This window comes from Psychrobacter sp. 16-MNA-CIBAN-0192 (genome assembly GCF_040309565.1).
Classification (GTDB): Bacteria; Pseudomonadota; Gammaproteobacteria; order Pseudomonadales; family Moraxellaceae; genus Psychrobacter.
On sequence record NZ_JBEOOX010000001.1, the window covers coordinates 112,576 to 129,725 of the forward strand.

At 43.3% G+C, this 17,150-nt stretch carries 14 protein-coding genes; 11 read left to right on the forward strand and 3 right to left on the reverse strand.

What is annotated here, in order from left to right; all coding sequences use genetic code 11:
• Position 1: 1 nt before the first annotated feature.
• The gene (tmk, locus tag AAEY78_RS00485) at positions 2-688 is read left to right on the forward strand and encodes a dTMP kinase (RefSeq protein WP_352336391.1); all 687 of its coding nucleotides are present in this window, start codon (positions 2-4) and stop codon (positions 686-688) included.
• 129 nt (positions 689-817) lie between these two features.
• On the opposite strand, the gene AAEY78_RS00490 is transcribed toward tmk, so the two are convergent.
• Complete coding sequence (locus tag AAEY78_RS00490) at positions 818-3,046, reverse strand: cation:proton antiporter (protein WP_352336392.1); 2,229 nt, start codon at positions 3,044-3,046, stop codon at positions 818-820.
• A gap of 533 nt (positions 3,047-3,579) precedes the next feature.
• Here AAEY78_RS00490 and AAEY78_RS00495 point away from each other — a divergent pair.
• From AAEY78_RS00495 to purC, 4 genes are all read left to right on the forward strand, one after another.
• The gene (locus AAEY78_RS00495; protein WP_502943608.1) at positions 3,580-4,959 is read left to right on the forward strand and encodes a Do family serine endopeptidase; all 1,380 of its coding nucleotides are present in this window, start codon (positions 3,580-3,582) and stop codon (positions 4,957-4,959) included.
• Positions 4,960-5,369: 410 nt separating this feature from the next.
• Complete coding sequence (gene dapA, locus AAEY78_RS00500) at positions 5,370-6,275, forward strand: 4-hydroxy-tetrahydrodipicolinate synthase (RefSeq protein ID WP_352336394.1); 906 nt, start codon at positions 5,370-5,372, stop codon at positions 6,273-6,275.
• 136 nt (positions 6,276-6,411) lie between these two features.
• Positions 6,412-6,732, forward strand: a complete 321-nt coding sequence (locus AAEY78_RS00505) for a hypothetical protein (RefSeq protein ID WP_352336396.1) — start codon at positions 6,412-6,414, stop codon at positions 6,730-6,732.
• Between the two features lie 117 nt (positions 6,733-6,849).
• Positions 6,850-7,563, forward strand: a complete 714-nt coding sequence (purC, locus tag AAEY78_RS00510; protein ID WP_352336398.1) for a phosphoribosylaminoimidazolesuccinocarboxamide synthase — start codon at positions 6,850-6,852, stop codon at positions 7,561-7,563.
• Between the two features lie 136 nt (positions 7,564-7,699).
• On the opposite strand, the gene AAEY78_RS00515 is transcribed toward purC, so the two are convergent.
• Positions 7,700-8,176 carry a hypothetical protein gene (locus tag AAEY78_RS00515; RefSeq protein ID WP_352336400.1) on the reverse strand — a complete coding sequence of 159 codons (477 nt, stop codon included), beginning with the start codon at positions 8,174-8,176 and terminating at the stop codon, positions 7,700-7,702.
• Between the two features lie 473 nt (positions 8,177-8,649).
• Here AAEY78_RS00515 and AAEY78_RS00520 point away from each other — a divergent pair, with 473 nt between their 5' ends.
• The 4 genes from AAEY78_RS00520 (at position 8,650) to AAEY78_RS00535 (ending at position 12,970) form a co-directional block, all read left to right on the forward strand.
• Complete coding sequence (locus AAEY78_RS00520; RefSeq protein WP_352336401.1) at positions 8,650-10,143, forward strand: DUF4331 domain-containing protein; 1,494 nt, start codon at positions 8,650-8,652, stop codon at positions 10,141-10,143.
• 27 nt (positions 10,144-10,170) lie between these two features.
• A complete protein-coding gene (locus AAEY78_RS00525) occupies positions 10,171-10,482 on the forward strand; it encodes a hypothetical protein (protein ID WP_352336403.1) in 312 nt (103 codons plus the stop codon).
• Positions 10,483-10,559: 77 nt separating this feature from the next.
• Entirely contained in the window at positions 10,560-11,795 is a 1,236-nt protein-coding gene (locus AAEY78_RS00530) for a tetratricopeptide repeat protein (RefSeq protein WP_352336405.1), read from the forward strand.
• Complete coding sequence (locus AAEY78_RS00535) at positions 11,792-12,970, forward strand: HupE/UreJ family protein (protein ID WP_352336406.1); 1,179 nt, start codon at positions 11,792-11,794, stop codon at positions 12,968-12,970. The genes AAEY78_RS00530 and AAEY78_RS00535 overlap by 4 nt, the downstream gene beginning before the upstream one ends.
• Before the next feature lie 67 nt (positions 12,971-13,037).
• On the opposite strand, the gene AAEY78_RS00540 is transcribed toward AAEY78_RS00535, so the two are convergent.
• Complete coding sequence (locus AAEY78_RS00540) at positions 13,038-14,195, reverse strand: energy transducer TonB (RefSeq protein WP_352336408.1); 1,158 nt, start codon at positions 14,193-14,195, stop codon at positions 13,038-13,040.
• Positions 14,196-14,609: 414 nt separating this feature from the next.
• Here AAEY78_RS00540 and AAEY78_RS00545 point away from each other — a divergent pair, with 414 nt between their 5' ends.
• Together AAEY78_RS00545 and AAEY78_RS00550 are read left to right on the forward strand one after the other, a co-directional pair.
• Positions 14,610-15,671: a GNAT family N-acetyltransferase gene (locus AAEY78_RS00545; protein ID WP_352336409.1), complete on the forward strand. Its 1,062-nt coding sequence runs from the start codon at positions 14,610-14,612 to the stop codon at positions 15,669-15,671.
• Positions 15,672-15,806: 135 nt separating this feature from the next.
• Positions 15,807-16,988 carry an acyl-CoA dehydrogenase family protein gene (locus AAEY78_RS00550; protein ID WP_352336411.1) on the forward strand — a complete coding sequence of 394 codons (1,182 nt, stop codon included), beginning with the start codon at positions 15,807-15,809 and terminating at the stop codon, positions 16,986-16,988.
• The last annotated feature ends 162 nt before the right edge of the window (positions 16,989-17,150 follow it).

Consider the following 17,150-nt stretch of genomic DNA (forward strand, 5'->3'; position numbering starts at 1 on the left):
CATGTCAGTCTCTTTAAATGCTCAAGCAGACGCAAAAGCCACCGCAAACGCATTGCCATTAGGGCGCTTTATCAGCTTTGAGGGCACAGAAGGCGTTGGCAAAACTACCGCCATTGAAACCTTATGTGCGCGCCTGCAAGCAAACGGTATTGATTATTTACGTACTCGTGAGCCGGGCGGTAGTCCTTTTGCGGAGCGTCTGCGCACCATATTGCTAGACCCAGTAACCGATATTAATGACGATACTGAGCTATTACTGATGTTTGCCGCACGCTGCGACCATGTGCAACAGCTGATTATGCCTACTTTGCAACGTGGTACGTGGGTGATATGTGACCGTTTTATCGACTCAACTGTGGCGTATCAAGGCTTTGGGCGTGCGCATGGCGATGCGGCAATGTTGGCAAAGATTGAATCTTTAATTGCGCAGTTTATTCCGCAGTTGCCAGATTTAACCTTGTGGCTGGATTTACCTGTAGATGAAGGCATGGCGCGCGCGGGTAAGCGCAGTGCTGCCGACCGTTTTGAGCAACAAGCCAGCGAATTTTTTGCCCGCGTACATCAAGGCTTTGCGCTACTGGCTACCGAACATCCGGAGCGCATCTGCCGTATTGAAGCGACAGGTAGCACTGATGAGGTCAGTGCGCGTATTTGGCAAGTGGTGCAGGATAGGTTTAATTTAGTTTAAGCTAATTTAATTTAAGCTAAACGTGTTTATATTTTAAATAATATCAATGCTCAATAAAAAACCCCAACGTTAGCGTTGGGGTTTTTTATTTTAAATCGTTTAATTCAATTCAGTTTAATTTAATACAACTTAAAGAGCAGGCTGGTCATCATTATCTATATTGCTATCCGTCACACTATCTGCGCTGTTATCCGTCCCATGATTTGAATCGGGTAGACGATTGCGGTCTAACGCGCCTTTTTTAGATTTCGGAGTACTGTTATTAGTTTTCGTATTACCATTGGTTTTAGTGTTGTTATTCACAGGGTCTTTTATTGGCGCAGCTGAACTGTCTTTATTTAACAGGGTACTCTCACTTACCTCACTTTCAGAGTTAGGCTTGCCTGTCATATTACCAGTACTCTTATCATTACTATTACCAATACTATCACCAGCATTATCAACCGCCAGCTCATTAGCCAGTTCTTCTGCCAGCTCAATCTCTTTACGCTTTTCTGGCGCTTTAGCCGTCGCGTCAAAATGGGCATCTGCTACCGTGCGCGCTTGCTCTTGCTTGGCAGTCACATCGACTGGTTTTGGCTGCACCTCATCATCAACAACCAACGCCACCAGCTTGCGGTCACGTGGCACCGTACCATCGAATTTATCCGTAATCACGTGCAATTTGCCGTCTTTATCAATGGTATACAGCGGTACAAATTGCTTATTATCGGCTTTATACTGCTCGAAGCTATAAGAGTCGGTGATATTGGTGATTTTAATACGTGCTTTTTTGGATAGCATGCTGGCAAGCTTGGTATAAGTGACGTCTTTGCCAAACAGCCATTTAGAATGAAAGTTGGCTTGTTTATCATTGCGCTCATTTTTGACTTTTTCTTCACTGAATTTTAAGCGGTAGATGTTTTGTTCACCAAATTCATGGCGATAATGAATCTCGGACAAGGTGTTAAGCTCTTTATCCATACTTAAGGCAAATAAATGCCCGATACCAATTAAGTCCAAATGATGGTCGGCATGGTCAGAGACGGGATTACCAAAGTAGGTGCGCAAGCCACTCATGCGCGCGCTGGCAATATTGGTATAGTTACTGTGCGCGACAATCACATCAAAGCCTTGCTCTTTTAAAGAGGTCGCAATTAAAAGCGCCACAGGATTGGAGCCAACAATCAAAATACCATTGGTTTCAGGCTCACGTACGCCAAGCCAATTGCCGACCATTTTTGCGCCCAAACCTTGAATCATGACCGTACCGATAATAACCATAAATACTAAAGGTACCAGTAGCTCAACGCCTTGCAAATCGTAATCTTGCAAGCGAATGGCGAATAATGAGGAGATAGCGGCAGCGACAATCCCGCGTGGACCAATCCAGCTTATCATCAGCTTTTCATTGGTTTTTAGATTTGAGCCCATAGACGACACCCAAACCACCAGCGGGCGCGCCACAAACATCACGATAGCGAGTAACACCAATCCAGCAATACCGACGTTGATTAAACTGGTCAGCTCAACGCGTGCGGCAAGAATAATAAATAATACCGATACCAATAAAATAGTTAACGATTCATTAAATTCTAAAATGGTCTCGCGCGGGAACTTTGGCCAGTTGGCAAGCGCCACCCCCAGTACGGTTACGGTTAATAAACCGGACTCATGTTCCAAATGATTGGATATCGAAAACAACAGCAGTACAAAGGCAAGGGTAAAGACATTGCGCAAAAATTCAGGAATCATGTGCCGACGCATTAAAAATGCCAGTAGCCATGCACCCGCCAAGCCCAATGCCGTTGCCAACAGCACAATTTTAGCAAACAGCAACAGACTGCTTGCCTCGCCACCTGAGATGATATATTCATAGACTAAGACCACGGCAATCGCGCCGATGGGGTCAATAATAATACCTTCCCATTTTAAGATATTCGAGATGGTTTTATTTGGGCGCACACTACGCAGTAATGGCGTAATCACGGTGGGACCGGTGACACACACTAGAGCACCGAAGAGCAAAGCAATCAGTGGATCAATATCGAACAACCAATACGTAGATAATGCGACAATCGCAATGGTAATCAGCACCCCAACCGAGACCAACAGCTGAACCACCTTACCGTGCTGCTTAATCTCATCGAACTCTAAGGTCAGCGACCCTTCAAATAAAATAATCGCCACGCCCAATGAAATAAAGGGAAACATCAGCTCCCCGAGTACCAAGTCTGGGTCAAAATAACCTAGAACAGGACCAACAATAATACCAATCAATAATAAAAACAAAATGGACGGTTGCTTTAAATACCAAGCCAACCATTGGGCGGCGATGCCAATCCCAACCACGCCGGATAGCAATAGGGCGGTATCCATAAATTAATCCTTTTTGTGAAGGTGATACACTGCACCTTGCAGCACAACGCTACTCTTTTTATAACTATGATCTAGCTTACAAGCCCGACTATTTAGAATTGTTGTCTACATTATCATTAAGAAACAGGCAAACCATTAACCATTTTGGCTCATTATTTCTTAATATTCCCTAATATATAGGGGCTATTAGTTGTCATTATTTAGCAGGTTATCATATCATGTTTTATTTTACCGATTACACTGTCAGCGTGCGTGTACTGGTATCGTGTTTATCATCGGCTTGCGTTGACCATAGCAATACACGCTGTTATCTTGCATAATAAATACCACAATAAATACCATGATAAACGGCTTAAATCTAATAACAATGAGTAAGGCAGTCAGGATACACTGACCTTAACCTTCTGCTATTCCCACCAAAAAAGGGTAAAAATATGCACAGCAAACTGATAAACGCACAATCAAAGGCTCAGCCACAACATTATTCTAAATCTAAATTACAGCCTTGGTTACAACGCAGCGCCTTAGCCGTCATGATAGGAACGGCAATGAGTGCCTCGCTCACGATGGCAACAATACCTAGCGCTCATGCGGCAGTGACGACTGCGGACTTTTCAGGCTTAGTTCAACAAGTGACCCCTGGTGTTGCCCGAGTTAATGTCACCAAAACTATTAGCGAGGCGGAGCTTGCTAAGGCGCAAACTGCTGAGCTGTTACGCCAGTTCTTTGGCGATCGGTTGCGTATTCCAGAACAAGCGGCTACCCCAGCGATTGAACATGCCTATGGCACTGCATTTTTTATTAGCGCTGATGGCTACATGCTGACCAACCATCATGTGGTTGAAGGGGCTGATAAAATCACCGTCACCTTAAATGACCGTACCGAGTTGGATGTAACTTTAGTGGGCAGCGATGAGCGTTCAGACGTGGCAGTATTAAAGGTAAAAGGTAATAATTTCCCTGCGTTACCGATTGGCAACTCTGATATTTTAAAAGTAGGGGAGCCGGTGCTCGCGATTGGTTCGCCATTTGGCTTTGATTATTCAGCATCTGCCGGTATTGTCAGTGCCAAATCGCGTAGTTTTTCGCGTGAGACCAGCGTACCCTTTATCCAAACCGATGTGGCGCTCAATCCGGGCAACTCAGGCGGTCCATTATTTAATCAACGCGGCGAAGTCATTGGCATTAACTCGCGTATCTTTAGTGGCACGGGTGGTTATATGGGCTTGTCGTTCTCTATTCCGATTGACGCAGCGATGGATATCTATCAACAGCTCAAAACCAATGGCTCAGTTGCCCGCGCTTATATGGGTATTTATCCGCAAGATATTGATCGCAATCTCGCTGAAGTTTATAAATTATCGCGTCCACAAGGCGCGCTATTAACCCGCGTTGCGCCCAATTCGCCAGCGCAAAAAGCAGGGCTAAAATCCGGCGATATTATTTTGCAATATAATGATGTTAAGATTATCGAAGCGTCAGATTTGCTCAATCTCATCAATCGCGCCCGTCCCAATGATACATTCCGCGTGCAGCTTCAGCGTGATGGCAAACCAGTGATGGTGATTGGGAAGCTGAGCACAGCGCCAACGGATGTCCCAGCTGATGGCGGCAATCAGTTGGCTAATGAGGTACGCTTAGGGCTACGCTTACGCAATTTGACCCCTGAAGAAAAAACTGAAATGTCGAATGACGGTAAAACCGGAGTATTGGTCACAGCCGTTGACCCCACTGGATTGGCAGCGCGCTCAGGGATAGTGACGGGTGATATCATTACCAATTTACACCAAAAGAAAATCACCAAAGTCACTGAATTCTCTAGCGCAATAGCATCCTTACCTAAAAAAGGGGTGGTTACTATTGAAGTGATGCGTCAAGGTATTCCAGCGATTATTGGCTTACGTATTGAATAAGTGTGTTTGATAAAAGGTTTTTTAAAATGAGTCAACACACTTGAAAATAACGTAAAATATTTTTACCAGCATTCAGCAATTACGCTACACTAACTTTTAATTTGGTTAGCGAATATAAATCTAATATTAAAGAGAGATGCCGTAACCAGTGTAGTTCAAAATGCCCATTTTACTGTCTTATATCAGCAAAATGGGCAGTAAGAAGCGCACAATTGATAGCTGGTTGGCAAATCAAAATATGCTACACTATTGAACGGTTTTAACGTGATAGCTGGGCGTGACAGACGTGTTAGCTATTATTTGCAAATCAGGAAATATCCCCTATTGAGCAAGGCTTTTTTATATCCTTGCCCGCGACCTATCATGTAATAGCTTTTATAAAAGCTAGGATACGACAGTAAGGCACAGTTATGAGCACAGCGTACGACGATATCAAAACCCGACTTCAAGGCTCGATGGTAGCCTTGGTAACGCCCATGCATCCCGACGGCACAGTCGATTATGAACGTCTTGCCGACCTCATAGATTGGCAAATTGAACAAGGCACCCATTGCCTTGTCGCGGTTGGCACTACCGGCGAGTCAGCAACTTTATCCATGCAAGAGCACAGCGACGTGATTCGCTTTTTTGTGCAGCATGTTAATGGTCGCGTGCCTGTTATTGCCGGTACTGGCGCTAACAACACCGTGGAAGCCATTAAGCTGACCCAAGAAGCTGCCGATGCTGGTGCGGATTGCGCGTTATTGGTTGCTCCTTATTATAATAAGCCGCCACAAGAAGGCTTATATCAGCATTACAAAGCCATTGCCGAAGCGGTCGATATTCCGCAAATGCTTTATAATGTACCCGGTCGTACCGTGGTCGACATCTCGCAAGAGACGGTTGAGCGGTTGGCAGATATTGACAACATCGTTGCGATTAAAGATGCTACTGGTTCATTAGAGCGCGGCGAACAATTGATTAAAGCCGTTGGCGATAGAATGGTCGTGTTATCAGGCGATGATGCCACTGCATTAGAGCTGATGAAAGTTGGCGCTAAAGGCAATATTTCGGTGACTGCCAATGTCGCGCCAAAAGCCATGAGCGAAACCTTTGCTGCTGCTCTGCGCGGTGATTACATCGCCGCTCATGCTGCGCACGATGTGATTAAGCATCTGCATCATGACTTATTTATTGACTCAAGCCCAATGCCAACCAAATATGCTTTATATAAAATGGGTATGATAGACACCGGCATCCGCTTGCCGCTGGTTTGGCTAGCAAAAGAGCATTACGCGACGATTGATAACGCATTGACTCAAGCAAAAGTCATCTGATTATTTTTTGAAAAATTGTCTCTTAAAGACAGTTTTTCAATGACCGCTATTTCATGAATGTCGTTTAATAAGCACTGTTTTTAAAAGGTTAGCCTAGATTGCTTCTAGATTAGACAGCCTATAACGTAGAGATATTATGATGAATACCGCATTGACCAGCACAAAAATACTCCCAGCCATGTTGACCATTATCTTAGGCAGCACCTTGGTTTTGAGTGGCTGCCAGACAGCAAAAGGCGTCATTGGTAAGCGTGATAACGGTAGCCTTGACTATCAAAGTAGTAAAAAACTTGCTCCGCTACAGTTGCCAGCCAATCAAAACACGGCAGCTTTTGTACCGTTATACCCAACGCCATCAGTGGGTGCCAATACCTTAACCCTACAAAATGACGCAGGCAAGCAGTATCAATTGCCAAAGCCTGAACGTGCTATTGTTACTACTTCGCCATCTAATTAATATTTTATTTTGCTCTATACTGCTAAAAGTTTATCGCCCTTATGTTGTAACGATAATGACAATTTAGCGGTAGCTGCACGTTTTCACCATATCTGCTTGAACGAACAGGAAGCTAACATGCAAAGACAACAACTGCTGTATAAAGGTAAAGCCAAATCTGTCTACGAGACCCAAGACAATGATTTTTTAATTCTCCATTTCCGTGATGATACCTCAGCCCTTGATGGCAAACGTATCGAGCAGTTGGCGCGTAAAGGCGTGGTTAATAATCGCTTTAATGCGTTTATCATGCAAAAGCTGAGCGAAGCGGGCGTTGAGACCCATTTTGAAAAGCAGTTGTCTGCTGATGAAGTATTGGTCAAGCGCCTTGATATGATTCCTGTTGAATGTGTGGTGCGTAACTTTGCTGCAGGTAGTATCGTGCGTCGCCTTGGTTTAGAAGAAGGCACGGCATTAACGCCGCCAACTTTTGAACTGTTTTATAAAGACGATGCGCTTGGTGACCCGATGGTCAACGAGTCTATCTCTGTGGCGCTAGACTGGGCGACAGATGCACAGCTGGCAGAAATGAAAGCATTAAGTTATAAAGTTAATGAGATATTAATCGCTCTCTTTGATGCTGGTGATTTAATGTTGGTGGACTTTAAGCTAGAATTTGGTGTATTCCATGACCGTATCGTACTGGGCGATGAGTTCTCACCAGACGGTTGCCGCATTTGGGACAAAGCCACGAAAAAGAAACTGGACAAAGACCGTTTTCGTCAGTCATTAGGCGACGTTATCGAAGGCTACGAAGAAGTGGCAAAACGTATCGGTGTGCCTTTAGATTAGATATTGCTAAAGCTAAAGTGCTTTAAGGTATAAAAAAACTGGGCATATGGCTCAGTTTTTTTGTTTTAGATAGTCATAAAAAAAGCCCTGTTATAAACGGGGCTTTTTTTTATACGCAAGAAGCTAGTTTTTTTAATTAGTCTTCTTTACGCGCTTCTTTAATTTTCTTAGCTGCAAATTCCATTGCATCTGCTGCTTTATCAGCAAGAGTGCCCGCCACTTCTTTAGCTTTCGCTAATGTGCTGTCTGCATCCTTGTCGCTAGAATCATCTTTATCGGCGCTATCTTTATCTGAGTTTTTGTCAGATTCTTTCTTATCAGAATCACCTTTATCTGAGTCAGTCTTTTCAGAGTCATTCTTATCAGACTTCTCTTTATCTGAACCGTTTTTATTAGAAGAAGATTTGTCATCTGAGCCAGATTTATTGTCTTTGTCTTTACTATCTGTGCTTGATACGTTGTTATCTTTTTCTTTATCGTTTTTACCATTAGCATCTTTGCTAGCGTTCTGGTCTTTAGAATCAGTTTTTTGATTTTTTACATCTGCACCAGTATCCGATTCTTGTTTGCTATCTTTTTGTTTATTAGTATCCGTCGATTTATGATTACTCATTATTTTATTCCTCTAATGGTGTTGTTTTTAGTGTTATCCAGCTGGAATTAAGATTACTACTATAATGCGTTAACTGTCTGTATAACATGGGTTGCAATAGGTAAGGTATGTAAACGTTTCACTCACTTTGTATGGCAGTTATACATTAGGAGAAAAAGGTGAGTAAAGGTAGGTAAAAGTTGTGAGTGATAGAAAAGGTAATAGTAGCCAGTAGAATCAGATTTAATGGGAAGAAAAACCGCAAATAAGGGAATATATATAGATAAAAGGTTATAAATAACTGACAAATGGTCATAACAAATATCTGAACAAAAGTCTTGCTTATTTGTTTAATTAAGTTTAATTTATCAATAAGATAGTTTAGTTTATGTTAATTATTAGCGATACATAAGTCTAAACTGTTTTAATGCTCCTCTTTTTACCATTCATGTTGTTAACGCTCTTATTATTATGGTTTTTCTACAAGGATTCGTATGAAACATACTATAAACGCCCTATTAGCGGCGATGGTTTTATGTGCAAGCGCCAGCGCAGTTGCCTCAAGCCACCGTGAAGCCCCTTCCATTACTAAGACGCCGAAAGTTGATGCCACTGACTTTTATATGTTTAACAGTTATGAAAATAACCGTGCAGGTTACGTCACGATTATCGCAAACTATCTGCCATTGCAGGATGCCTATGGTGGACCTAATTATTTTGCCTTAGACGATGATGCGCTCTATGAGATTCATATTGATAATAATGGCGATGCGGTTGAGGACATCACCTTCCAGTTTGACTTCACTCAAACTCTCAACAGTATAGAAATTGACTCCGACGCTAATCCTTCAACGCCCAATGTTGCCATTCCTTTAATAAACTTGGGTGATGCCACAGATTCGGATAAAGTCCAGACCCATGAGAGCTATGAGGTGACGATGGTTAAAGGCGATCGTCGTAGCAATGCTCGTACGTCATTAGGAAATTTCAAAAAGCCTTTGGATAACATTGGTACTAAATCTTTCGCAGATTATCCAAACTATGCAAAAGGCTTTATTAAATCTATCAATTTAGGTCAATGTGGACAAGGAAGGGTATTCGTTGGGCAACGTGCCGAGAGTTTCGCCATTGATTTGGGCAAAGTATTTGATTTAGTTAATCTAAATCCGCTTGGTGCTCGTAATGGTGGTACGAACGTACTGGCAGACAAGAACATTACTTCAATTGCGATGGAAATTCCTAAAGCTTGTCTGGTCAACTCCGCGGCAGCCGATCCTGTCATTGGCGCTTGGACCACGGCTAGTGTGCGCCAAGCAACTTTAATCAATCCTTCGCCTACTTCTGGTATTAGTACCGCCGCTAAAAAAGGCGGGGCTTGGACTCAGGTGTCAAGATTGGGTATGCCGTTGGTAAATGAGGTGGTGATTGGTCTTAAAGACAAAGACAGATTTAATGCCTCAGAGCCAAAAGATGATGTCACTAACTTTGCGCCTTATGTCTTTTATCCTACGCTACCGGCATTAATCCAGACCTTATATCCGGTTGCTAAAGCGCCTACTAATTTTCCACGCCAAGATTTAGTGACAGCATTTTTAACGGGTGTGCCTACCATTAATAAGCCTGCTAAAGTTGTACCGGCAGATATGCTACGTTTGAATACCAGTACGCCTGCAGTGGCTGCTAATAGTCAAAATGACTTAGGCGTAATCAGTATCATTCCTGGTCAAACTGATGGTCAGCCTAATGCTATGGCTAAGGATACAGCAGGATTTCCGAATGGTCGTCGACCAGGTGATGACGTAACTGATATCGCGTTAAGGGTTTCTATGGGTGTGTTATGCCATGCAGGTCTCCCAGCAGATGTGACTTGTGTTCCTGCTGATGCTAAAGCTGGAAAGGCGTTATTTACCGATGGTGTTGTTAAATCTGCCACAGCATTTGACACCGTCTTTCCTTATCTAAAACCGCCGTTCCCAGGCAATCGATAAGCTGATTCTAACCCAAGGAGAAATAGGATGCGCTATATATATTTAGCTATAGTGATCATGGGATCAGCAGCTCTTTTTGGTTGCTCCAGTGATAACAATAATTCTGGCACGACCGCTCCACCCGGTAGCGGCGTACCTCCTGGTAGCGGTGTGCCCCCTGATAGCGGTCAATCAAAAGATCAAGCCAATGCAAAACTGGCAGCTGACAGCATCGATACCGTCATCAATAGCAGTAAAGATGTCAACGTCGATGAACCCCAAAACATCGATAGGATTATTCTTCCTGCTGCTAATACGGCAGAGCCTGTTGCGGTGTCAGGCGCCAACGCCTCGTTGTAGTTTGATATGAGATAAACCCTGCACCTGATTATGCGAGTGATCAGGTGCTTCTTTATGTTTTGAGCGGAGAAAATGTTATGCACTGGATAAAGCACGTTATTTGCCTACCGTTTTTATTGCTTATCAGCAGCAAGCTTCTTTATGCTGCCCCTTTTATACCGACAAGTGATCAACAAATTCTTGAAACCTTGCCACCAGATTCTCCGCCTGCGCGTTACCTCAACTCAGACAGTTTTTTATCCAATGCAAATGTCACGAATCCTGAACAAACCAGCCAGCTGTTAGAGCGTGCCTATTTGCAGGGCGATCCACGTGCATTGGGTCAGGCGCAAGCACAGCTCGCACAGACAACAGATGAAAATGTCGACACGCTTATGTTACGTGCGCGCGCGCTGCAGTCAGATCATCAGTTCTCTGAAGCAAAAGCCATCCTAACGCAGATACTTAATAAAGAGGCTGACCACCCAGATGCACTATTAACCCTGTCCTCGCTTTTGGTGGTTCAAGGTCAATTCGAGGAGGCAATGCGCCATTGCAACAAACTTAATGACGCCTCATTGCGCGTTTATCAACTAGCGTGTATTGCCCAAATACAGAGTATGACCGGTCAGCTAACCCAAGCAAAGACAACCTTGAATGGTCTGGCAAGTCTTGCTCCCGGACTTGACCCATCAACCGCACGCTGGATATACCTCATGCAGGCGGATGCAGCTTTACGTAGCAAGGATATTTCGCTGGCTACTCAAGTGTTTGGCGTGATGGATGGGCAAACAGTACCTGCACTTATGGCGCGTGCAGATTGGCTGCTAAAGCATGGCTACTATGAAAAGACGCGGCAGTTACTGCAAAATCATACTGATAAGGATGCCTTATTACTTAAGCTCATCACTGCCCAAATTAAGCTGCATGACCCTGATGCCAAAAAAAACTTAGCCCTTATGAAAGATCGCATTGAGGTCTGGCGGGTACGCGGGGAAAATGCCCATATGCGTGAGCAGGCAACGTATGCGGTACTCAGTAACCAAAACGATTTAGCGCTCAAGTTAGCGCAAGAAAACTGGCAACAACAACGCGAAACCGCGGATATATTGATTTACGCGACAGCTGCTATTAAAGCTGGTAGCGAAAAAGATATTAAGCTGATACGCCAATTCATAACGACAACGGGGTTTGAATATCCAGCACTGGAGCGCGATTTGCGCTTGGGCAAAATCAGCAGCCGTATAAACAGACAAGCGTTAAAGGCGCAACACTCAGGCATGAGCAAGCTAAGCATACAAACTGGCAATAGCAGCAAGGAGGTGCCTTCATGAGTGTATTTAATAGACTAATTTGGCGAGACAGCTACCGTTATCTTATGCTGTTGTTACTGGCGCTGACTGGTACGGCGGTACAGGCACATGAATCCAGTACGGCTTACTTAAATCTAGAGCCAAGCCGTGCTGAAAATACAGAAAGTAACACCTATGATGCTCAGTACGAGTTGTCACTTCGAGATTTGGCGTTATTAATAGATATAGATTCCAATCAAGACCGCGAGGTAAGTTGGGCAGAGGTTAAGTCACAAGCGCCGCTGATAGAACAGCTGATTAAGGCGCAACTGGTTTTAAATACTGGCGATACTAAAGACGCCGGCGTTATAGAAACTGGCGCTCAAGCCTGCCAAGTGACCCATTTTGCGCCACTGGCAATTAATACGCGTAGTGGATTTAATTACTTATACACTGATTTCACGCTGGGCTGCGCTGCGCCTATATCTGAGCTGAATTACCAGATATTATCCGGTATTGATGCGAACCATCGCTTGATTCTCACGCAAGCAGATAGCAAGCTACCGCTGCAAGTGGTGGCGGTAGGAAAAACGCCGTTGGGTACCAGTGCGGACGCTGGTTTGTTCGCAACCGCGCTGAACTTTTTAAAAAGTGGCATTCATCACTTACTTATTGGTTGGGATCATCTGCTGTTTTTGTTTGTCCTTCTCATTCCTGCCGTCTACATCCGCAAGGAAAAACAATTAATTGCCGTTGCTAAACCTAAAGCGGCATTAATTGAAGTGTTTTGGATTGCAACCTCGTTTACGCTTGCGCATTCAATCACCTTAACGTTAGCAGCGCTGGAGATTGTCAGTATTCCTGCTCGCTTTATTGAATCTTTAATTGCGCTATCAGTCGCATTCGCAGCGTTCAATAATTTAGTACCTATGCTACGGGTTCGAGCTGTCTATCTCGCCTTTGTTTTCGGGCTGATTCATGGTTTTGGTTTTGCTAATGTGCTGGTAGATTTACCATTAACCACCGGCGCGCGCGTGCTGGCTCTACTAAGCTTTAATATCGGTATTGAGCTGGGGCAACTGGTATTTATCGCCATAGTCTTTCCATTCGCGCTGCTATTACGTCGCACCCGTTTTTATAAAGTGGGTATATTTTATTTAGGGTCTCTCATCAGTGTTGCCATTGCGTTATGGTGGTTTTTTGAACGTGCCTTTTAATAGTGCGTTGCTATTAGCCTAGCATCAGGTTGGTTACAATATGAGATGACTGTAGAACAGTCGTAAGCTAAGGCATCTCATAGCGTAATGTCATTGGTACCATGCCATCAACCGTTCGTCCATTATGTCTAAAGGGTACGAGTTGTCCTGCACGAACTTGAACCATCGCTATGGCATCAATAATCTGATTGCCCGATGATTCAAGTAAGTGCACTTGCGTAATATGTCCATCTTTATCAACATATAGCGTTACCATCACGGTAAAAATATCCCCTGAGCGCGCCTCTATATTCTGCCATACCTGAGAGGGAACGCTGATAAGTGGTGCCTTGTCTTCTAACCAAGTGAGCTGCTGCTCCAAAAAACTCACTGCCTCGTCACGGGGAGGAGCGGTCTGCTCGTTCTTATCAAAAAATTTGGCCTCATCAAGAATATTTGCTCCAGTTAGCAGCTGCTCCTGTTCAATGCGCCTTTTATTGGTCTGTTGTAGTGCCGCTTGCTGTTGCTGCGCTTGATCACGATTAAACTGCTTGGTTACCGCTTGAATCAACGCGGTTAAATCTGTTTCTTCAGCAGTCGTCTGTTTAGCAATTTTGCGCAGCTCGTTTATGACCAGCTGTTGCTCTGCTAGCGCGGCGGACTCGACCGTGAATTGTTCGTCACTGGGCTGATTAATACTGGGTTGTTCAAAAGTAGAGTATTGATAGACGGGTTGATTGACGATAGGTTGATTGATGCTAGGTGTTGTGCTAGTAGATGTTGTACTGATGGGTCGCTCAGTTGGGGTCTCAGTTTTGTTTGATGCGGTAGCAGGCTTTTCTTGTTCAGTGCTTGTTATGGCTGGCTGGTTTAATGACGACTCTTTTACTTGGGGTGCTTGGTTTGGCGAGGACAGGTTGCTGGCTTTGGTGGATATAGGTAATGTCGCTAACGAATTAGAGGCTATAGCGACCGGTTTGGCTGTGTCTACAGAGGTAATGGGCGGCATCTGTGATGAAGACGGTATTTTTTTAGGCAGTGCTTTAGTAGGCAAGGCAGTTAAAGTAATTAATTCTAATTGAATAATATTAGGTGCTTTTTTGGGAGTTTTGGGGCGAGTAAGCTGTTCTGAGCTGTCCATAGTAATCAAAGCCCAGCCCATCAGGCTGTGCCATACAATAACCAATAGGGTCACCCAAGCTCTAAGCGAGCCATAAGCACGGGTACGAACAGTCGTTGTCATCATAATTATAAGGCAGCCAGTCAGACAAACAATTGGATGATTGTTTATTAATAATAACAACTATCAACAGGTAAATATGGGTTTTCTGGTAATTTTTATACGGCATGTAGAGTGCCTTATCTCTAAAAGTAGGAAAATTAATCATGAGTTTGTCTTGATGTGTCTAGAACGTTGCCTGCTATCCTTTGCGTTGCCATGATTTCTGAGTAAAATCAGGTGTTTATGCTTGAATAGTGATTCATTATCCTTCTGTTATTACCGTCTGTCGATTAAATATTACATTTTATCTAATAGTATTGTCATATTTGATTTTTCCGTACTATTGTAGATTAGTAGGGATTGTGTAATCACTAAACCCTATGTGGTACGTGAGTTTCAGCGCTTATTTCTAAAATATTAACAGGGAGTATGATTCAGATGTTAACAACTAACGTATATTTCACGGAAATAGATAACGCATGGGACATGAAAATATCAGAGCATAAATTTGATATTTATCACTTATCAGGCTGGGTCAATGCATCATCAATAGTTGAAGAGGGTCGCCCTCAAGGTATTATCGCTGAATATGCGAATAAGATGTTTTTTCTCCCCATTATCAAAAGAGAGATTAACAGTGAATATTGGGATGCTATCTCGCCTTATGGCTATGGTGGACCTGTTATAGATGCTCTGTTAACTCAGGTAGAAGTCGATATTGTATTAGGGGCGGTAAAAGAGTTTTTGGCTAATGCTGGGTGTGTTTCAGTCTTTGCTCGTCTCAACCCTATCTTAAATCAAGAATGGAGCAGCATTATTGGTACAGCGGTGACGCATGGCTTTACTTTGATATCAGATTTATCTAAGACCAAAGAAGAGCTCTGGGAAGAAACGCAGAACCAACATCGCCGCGGGATTAAAAAAGCATTAAAGATGAATATCGTGGCTAAAGTCGAAAGTTTTACAGAGGAGCGTATTAAGACGTTCTCAGAAATTTATCGGGAAACCATGACCAAAGTAGGCGCCACTGAATACTACTTTTTTGATGACAGCTATCTTGATCAGTTGTCCGCCAATCTAAACGAGCGTCTATTATTAGTGACCGCTTATGATGACGATAAGGCAGTTGCCTCCTCGATATACACAATTTGTAAAGAGTCAGGGATCATGCAGTTTTATTTAGGTGGGACGCTTAATGACTATAGAAACTTGCAACCGTCTAAGCTAATTACCCATATTGCCCGAGAATGGGGTCAAGAAAATGGATATGACGTGTTGAACCTTGGCAGCGGTTTATGTGGTCGTGCAGATTCTTTGTATAAATATAAAAAGGGCTTCAGCTCGACCGAGTTAGTGTTTAAAACGTGGCGACTTATCGTTAATTTAGAGAAGTATAATCAGTTAGTTATGGATAACGCTACATTGACTGACGTTGAGATGCAATCGGATTATTTCCCATTATATAGAAACACATTAGGGCACAGTGAAGCGGTAGCTTAAAATGCCATCGTGCGGAGAAACTGCATTATCAGTTACTGACTATTAGTATAAAAAATATATCGACTGAAATGTGGCGCTATGAATAGATTACTGGTTTTTAATACTACTAAATTATATCTATCAGAGGGCTAGAATATGAATTATGAATCATCGTTAGCGATCAAAAATACTCTACCCTCTATCGCTGCTCAGGGAATGTACGATTTAGCAACCTTATATCGAGATGACACAGAGCGCTGTAGACGGCTTGCGCCTGCTGTTGTCGAAAAACTTGCAGAGCATAATCTATTTAAGATGGGGCTACCCAAGTTTTTAGAGGGATGGGATGATAATCCTGTAGAAACATTAAAGGTTTATGAGACATTAGCGAGTGCCGAAGCCTCTGCAGCTTGGATTGTGTGGAATAATCACTTGACTTGTACTCTTGGACGTTATTTAGACGAAACCAGTTTAAAGGAAGTCTACAATGATCCCTCTCACATTTATGCAAACTCAGCGCGCCCTGAAGGAGTTGCTGAAGTCGTTTCTGAAGGTTATATGGTGTCCGGTCAATGGACGTTAGTTTCAGGTTGTGAGCTAGCAGACTGGTTTGTGTTACGCTGCTTGGTTGTCTCAGAAGATTCTCCTAAAACATTGGGACCAGGCGCAAATTTAAAACTGTTTTTTATCCCCAAGAAAGAAGTTGAAATAGTGGATACATGGAATGTCGGTGGATTAAACGGCACAGGCAGTCATGATATAGTGATAAAAGGCGCTTTTGTAAAAGAGTCATATGCAGTAAGCTTTGACAGTCCTGTGGTTATTGATAGTGCTTATAACCGTCTGCCCATTGGTTGTATCAACTCTGCTGGATGCGCGGCAATGGCATTAGGTGTCTTAAAAGCCGCTATAGACGACTTGGTTCAGATGTGCTTGGATAGAGTGACTCCTGGAAAAAATCCAGATTTACGTGACCGTGAAACCATACAAGCCGCTATAGCGAAAAGCAAAACGTTATTGACCTCTAAACGCTCGCAATTGCATAGCGCTGTTGGTACGCTTTGGGAGGTGTCTCAAAATAAAAATACATTTACCGATGAGCAACTTGCTGATGTGTGGGCGGCGGCGTGTGAAGCTGCAAGAGAAGCAAGAGCAATGGTATCTGAGATTTACGCTGTTGCGGGTACTTCATCACTATATAAAAAATATAAAATAGAAAGAGCACACAGAGATATTCATGCGATTTTACAGCATGGAATCGTTCAGCCCCATTGGATGAATCAAGCAGGAATGGCTTATGTTGGACTAAAACCAACTGGTGCCATGTTTAGAACGTAGCTCATCCTAGCTTCTTAAACATATAGCTTACCTATAAATTTTTTCGCTAAACGCCTCATGTCTGTCGATATTAGGCGTTTTTTTTCATGAACAGTTATATGGCATTTTCTGAACGAGTAAAACTAGGACATGCCCTCATAAAGTTTGGCTATTAATATTCAG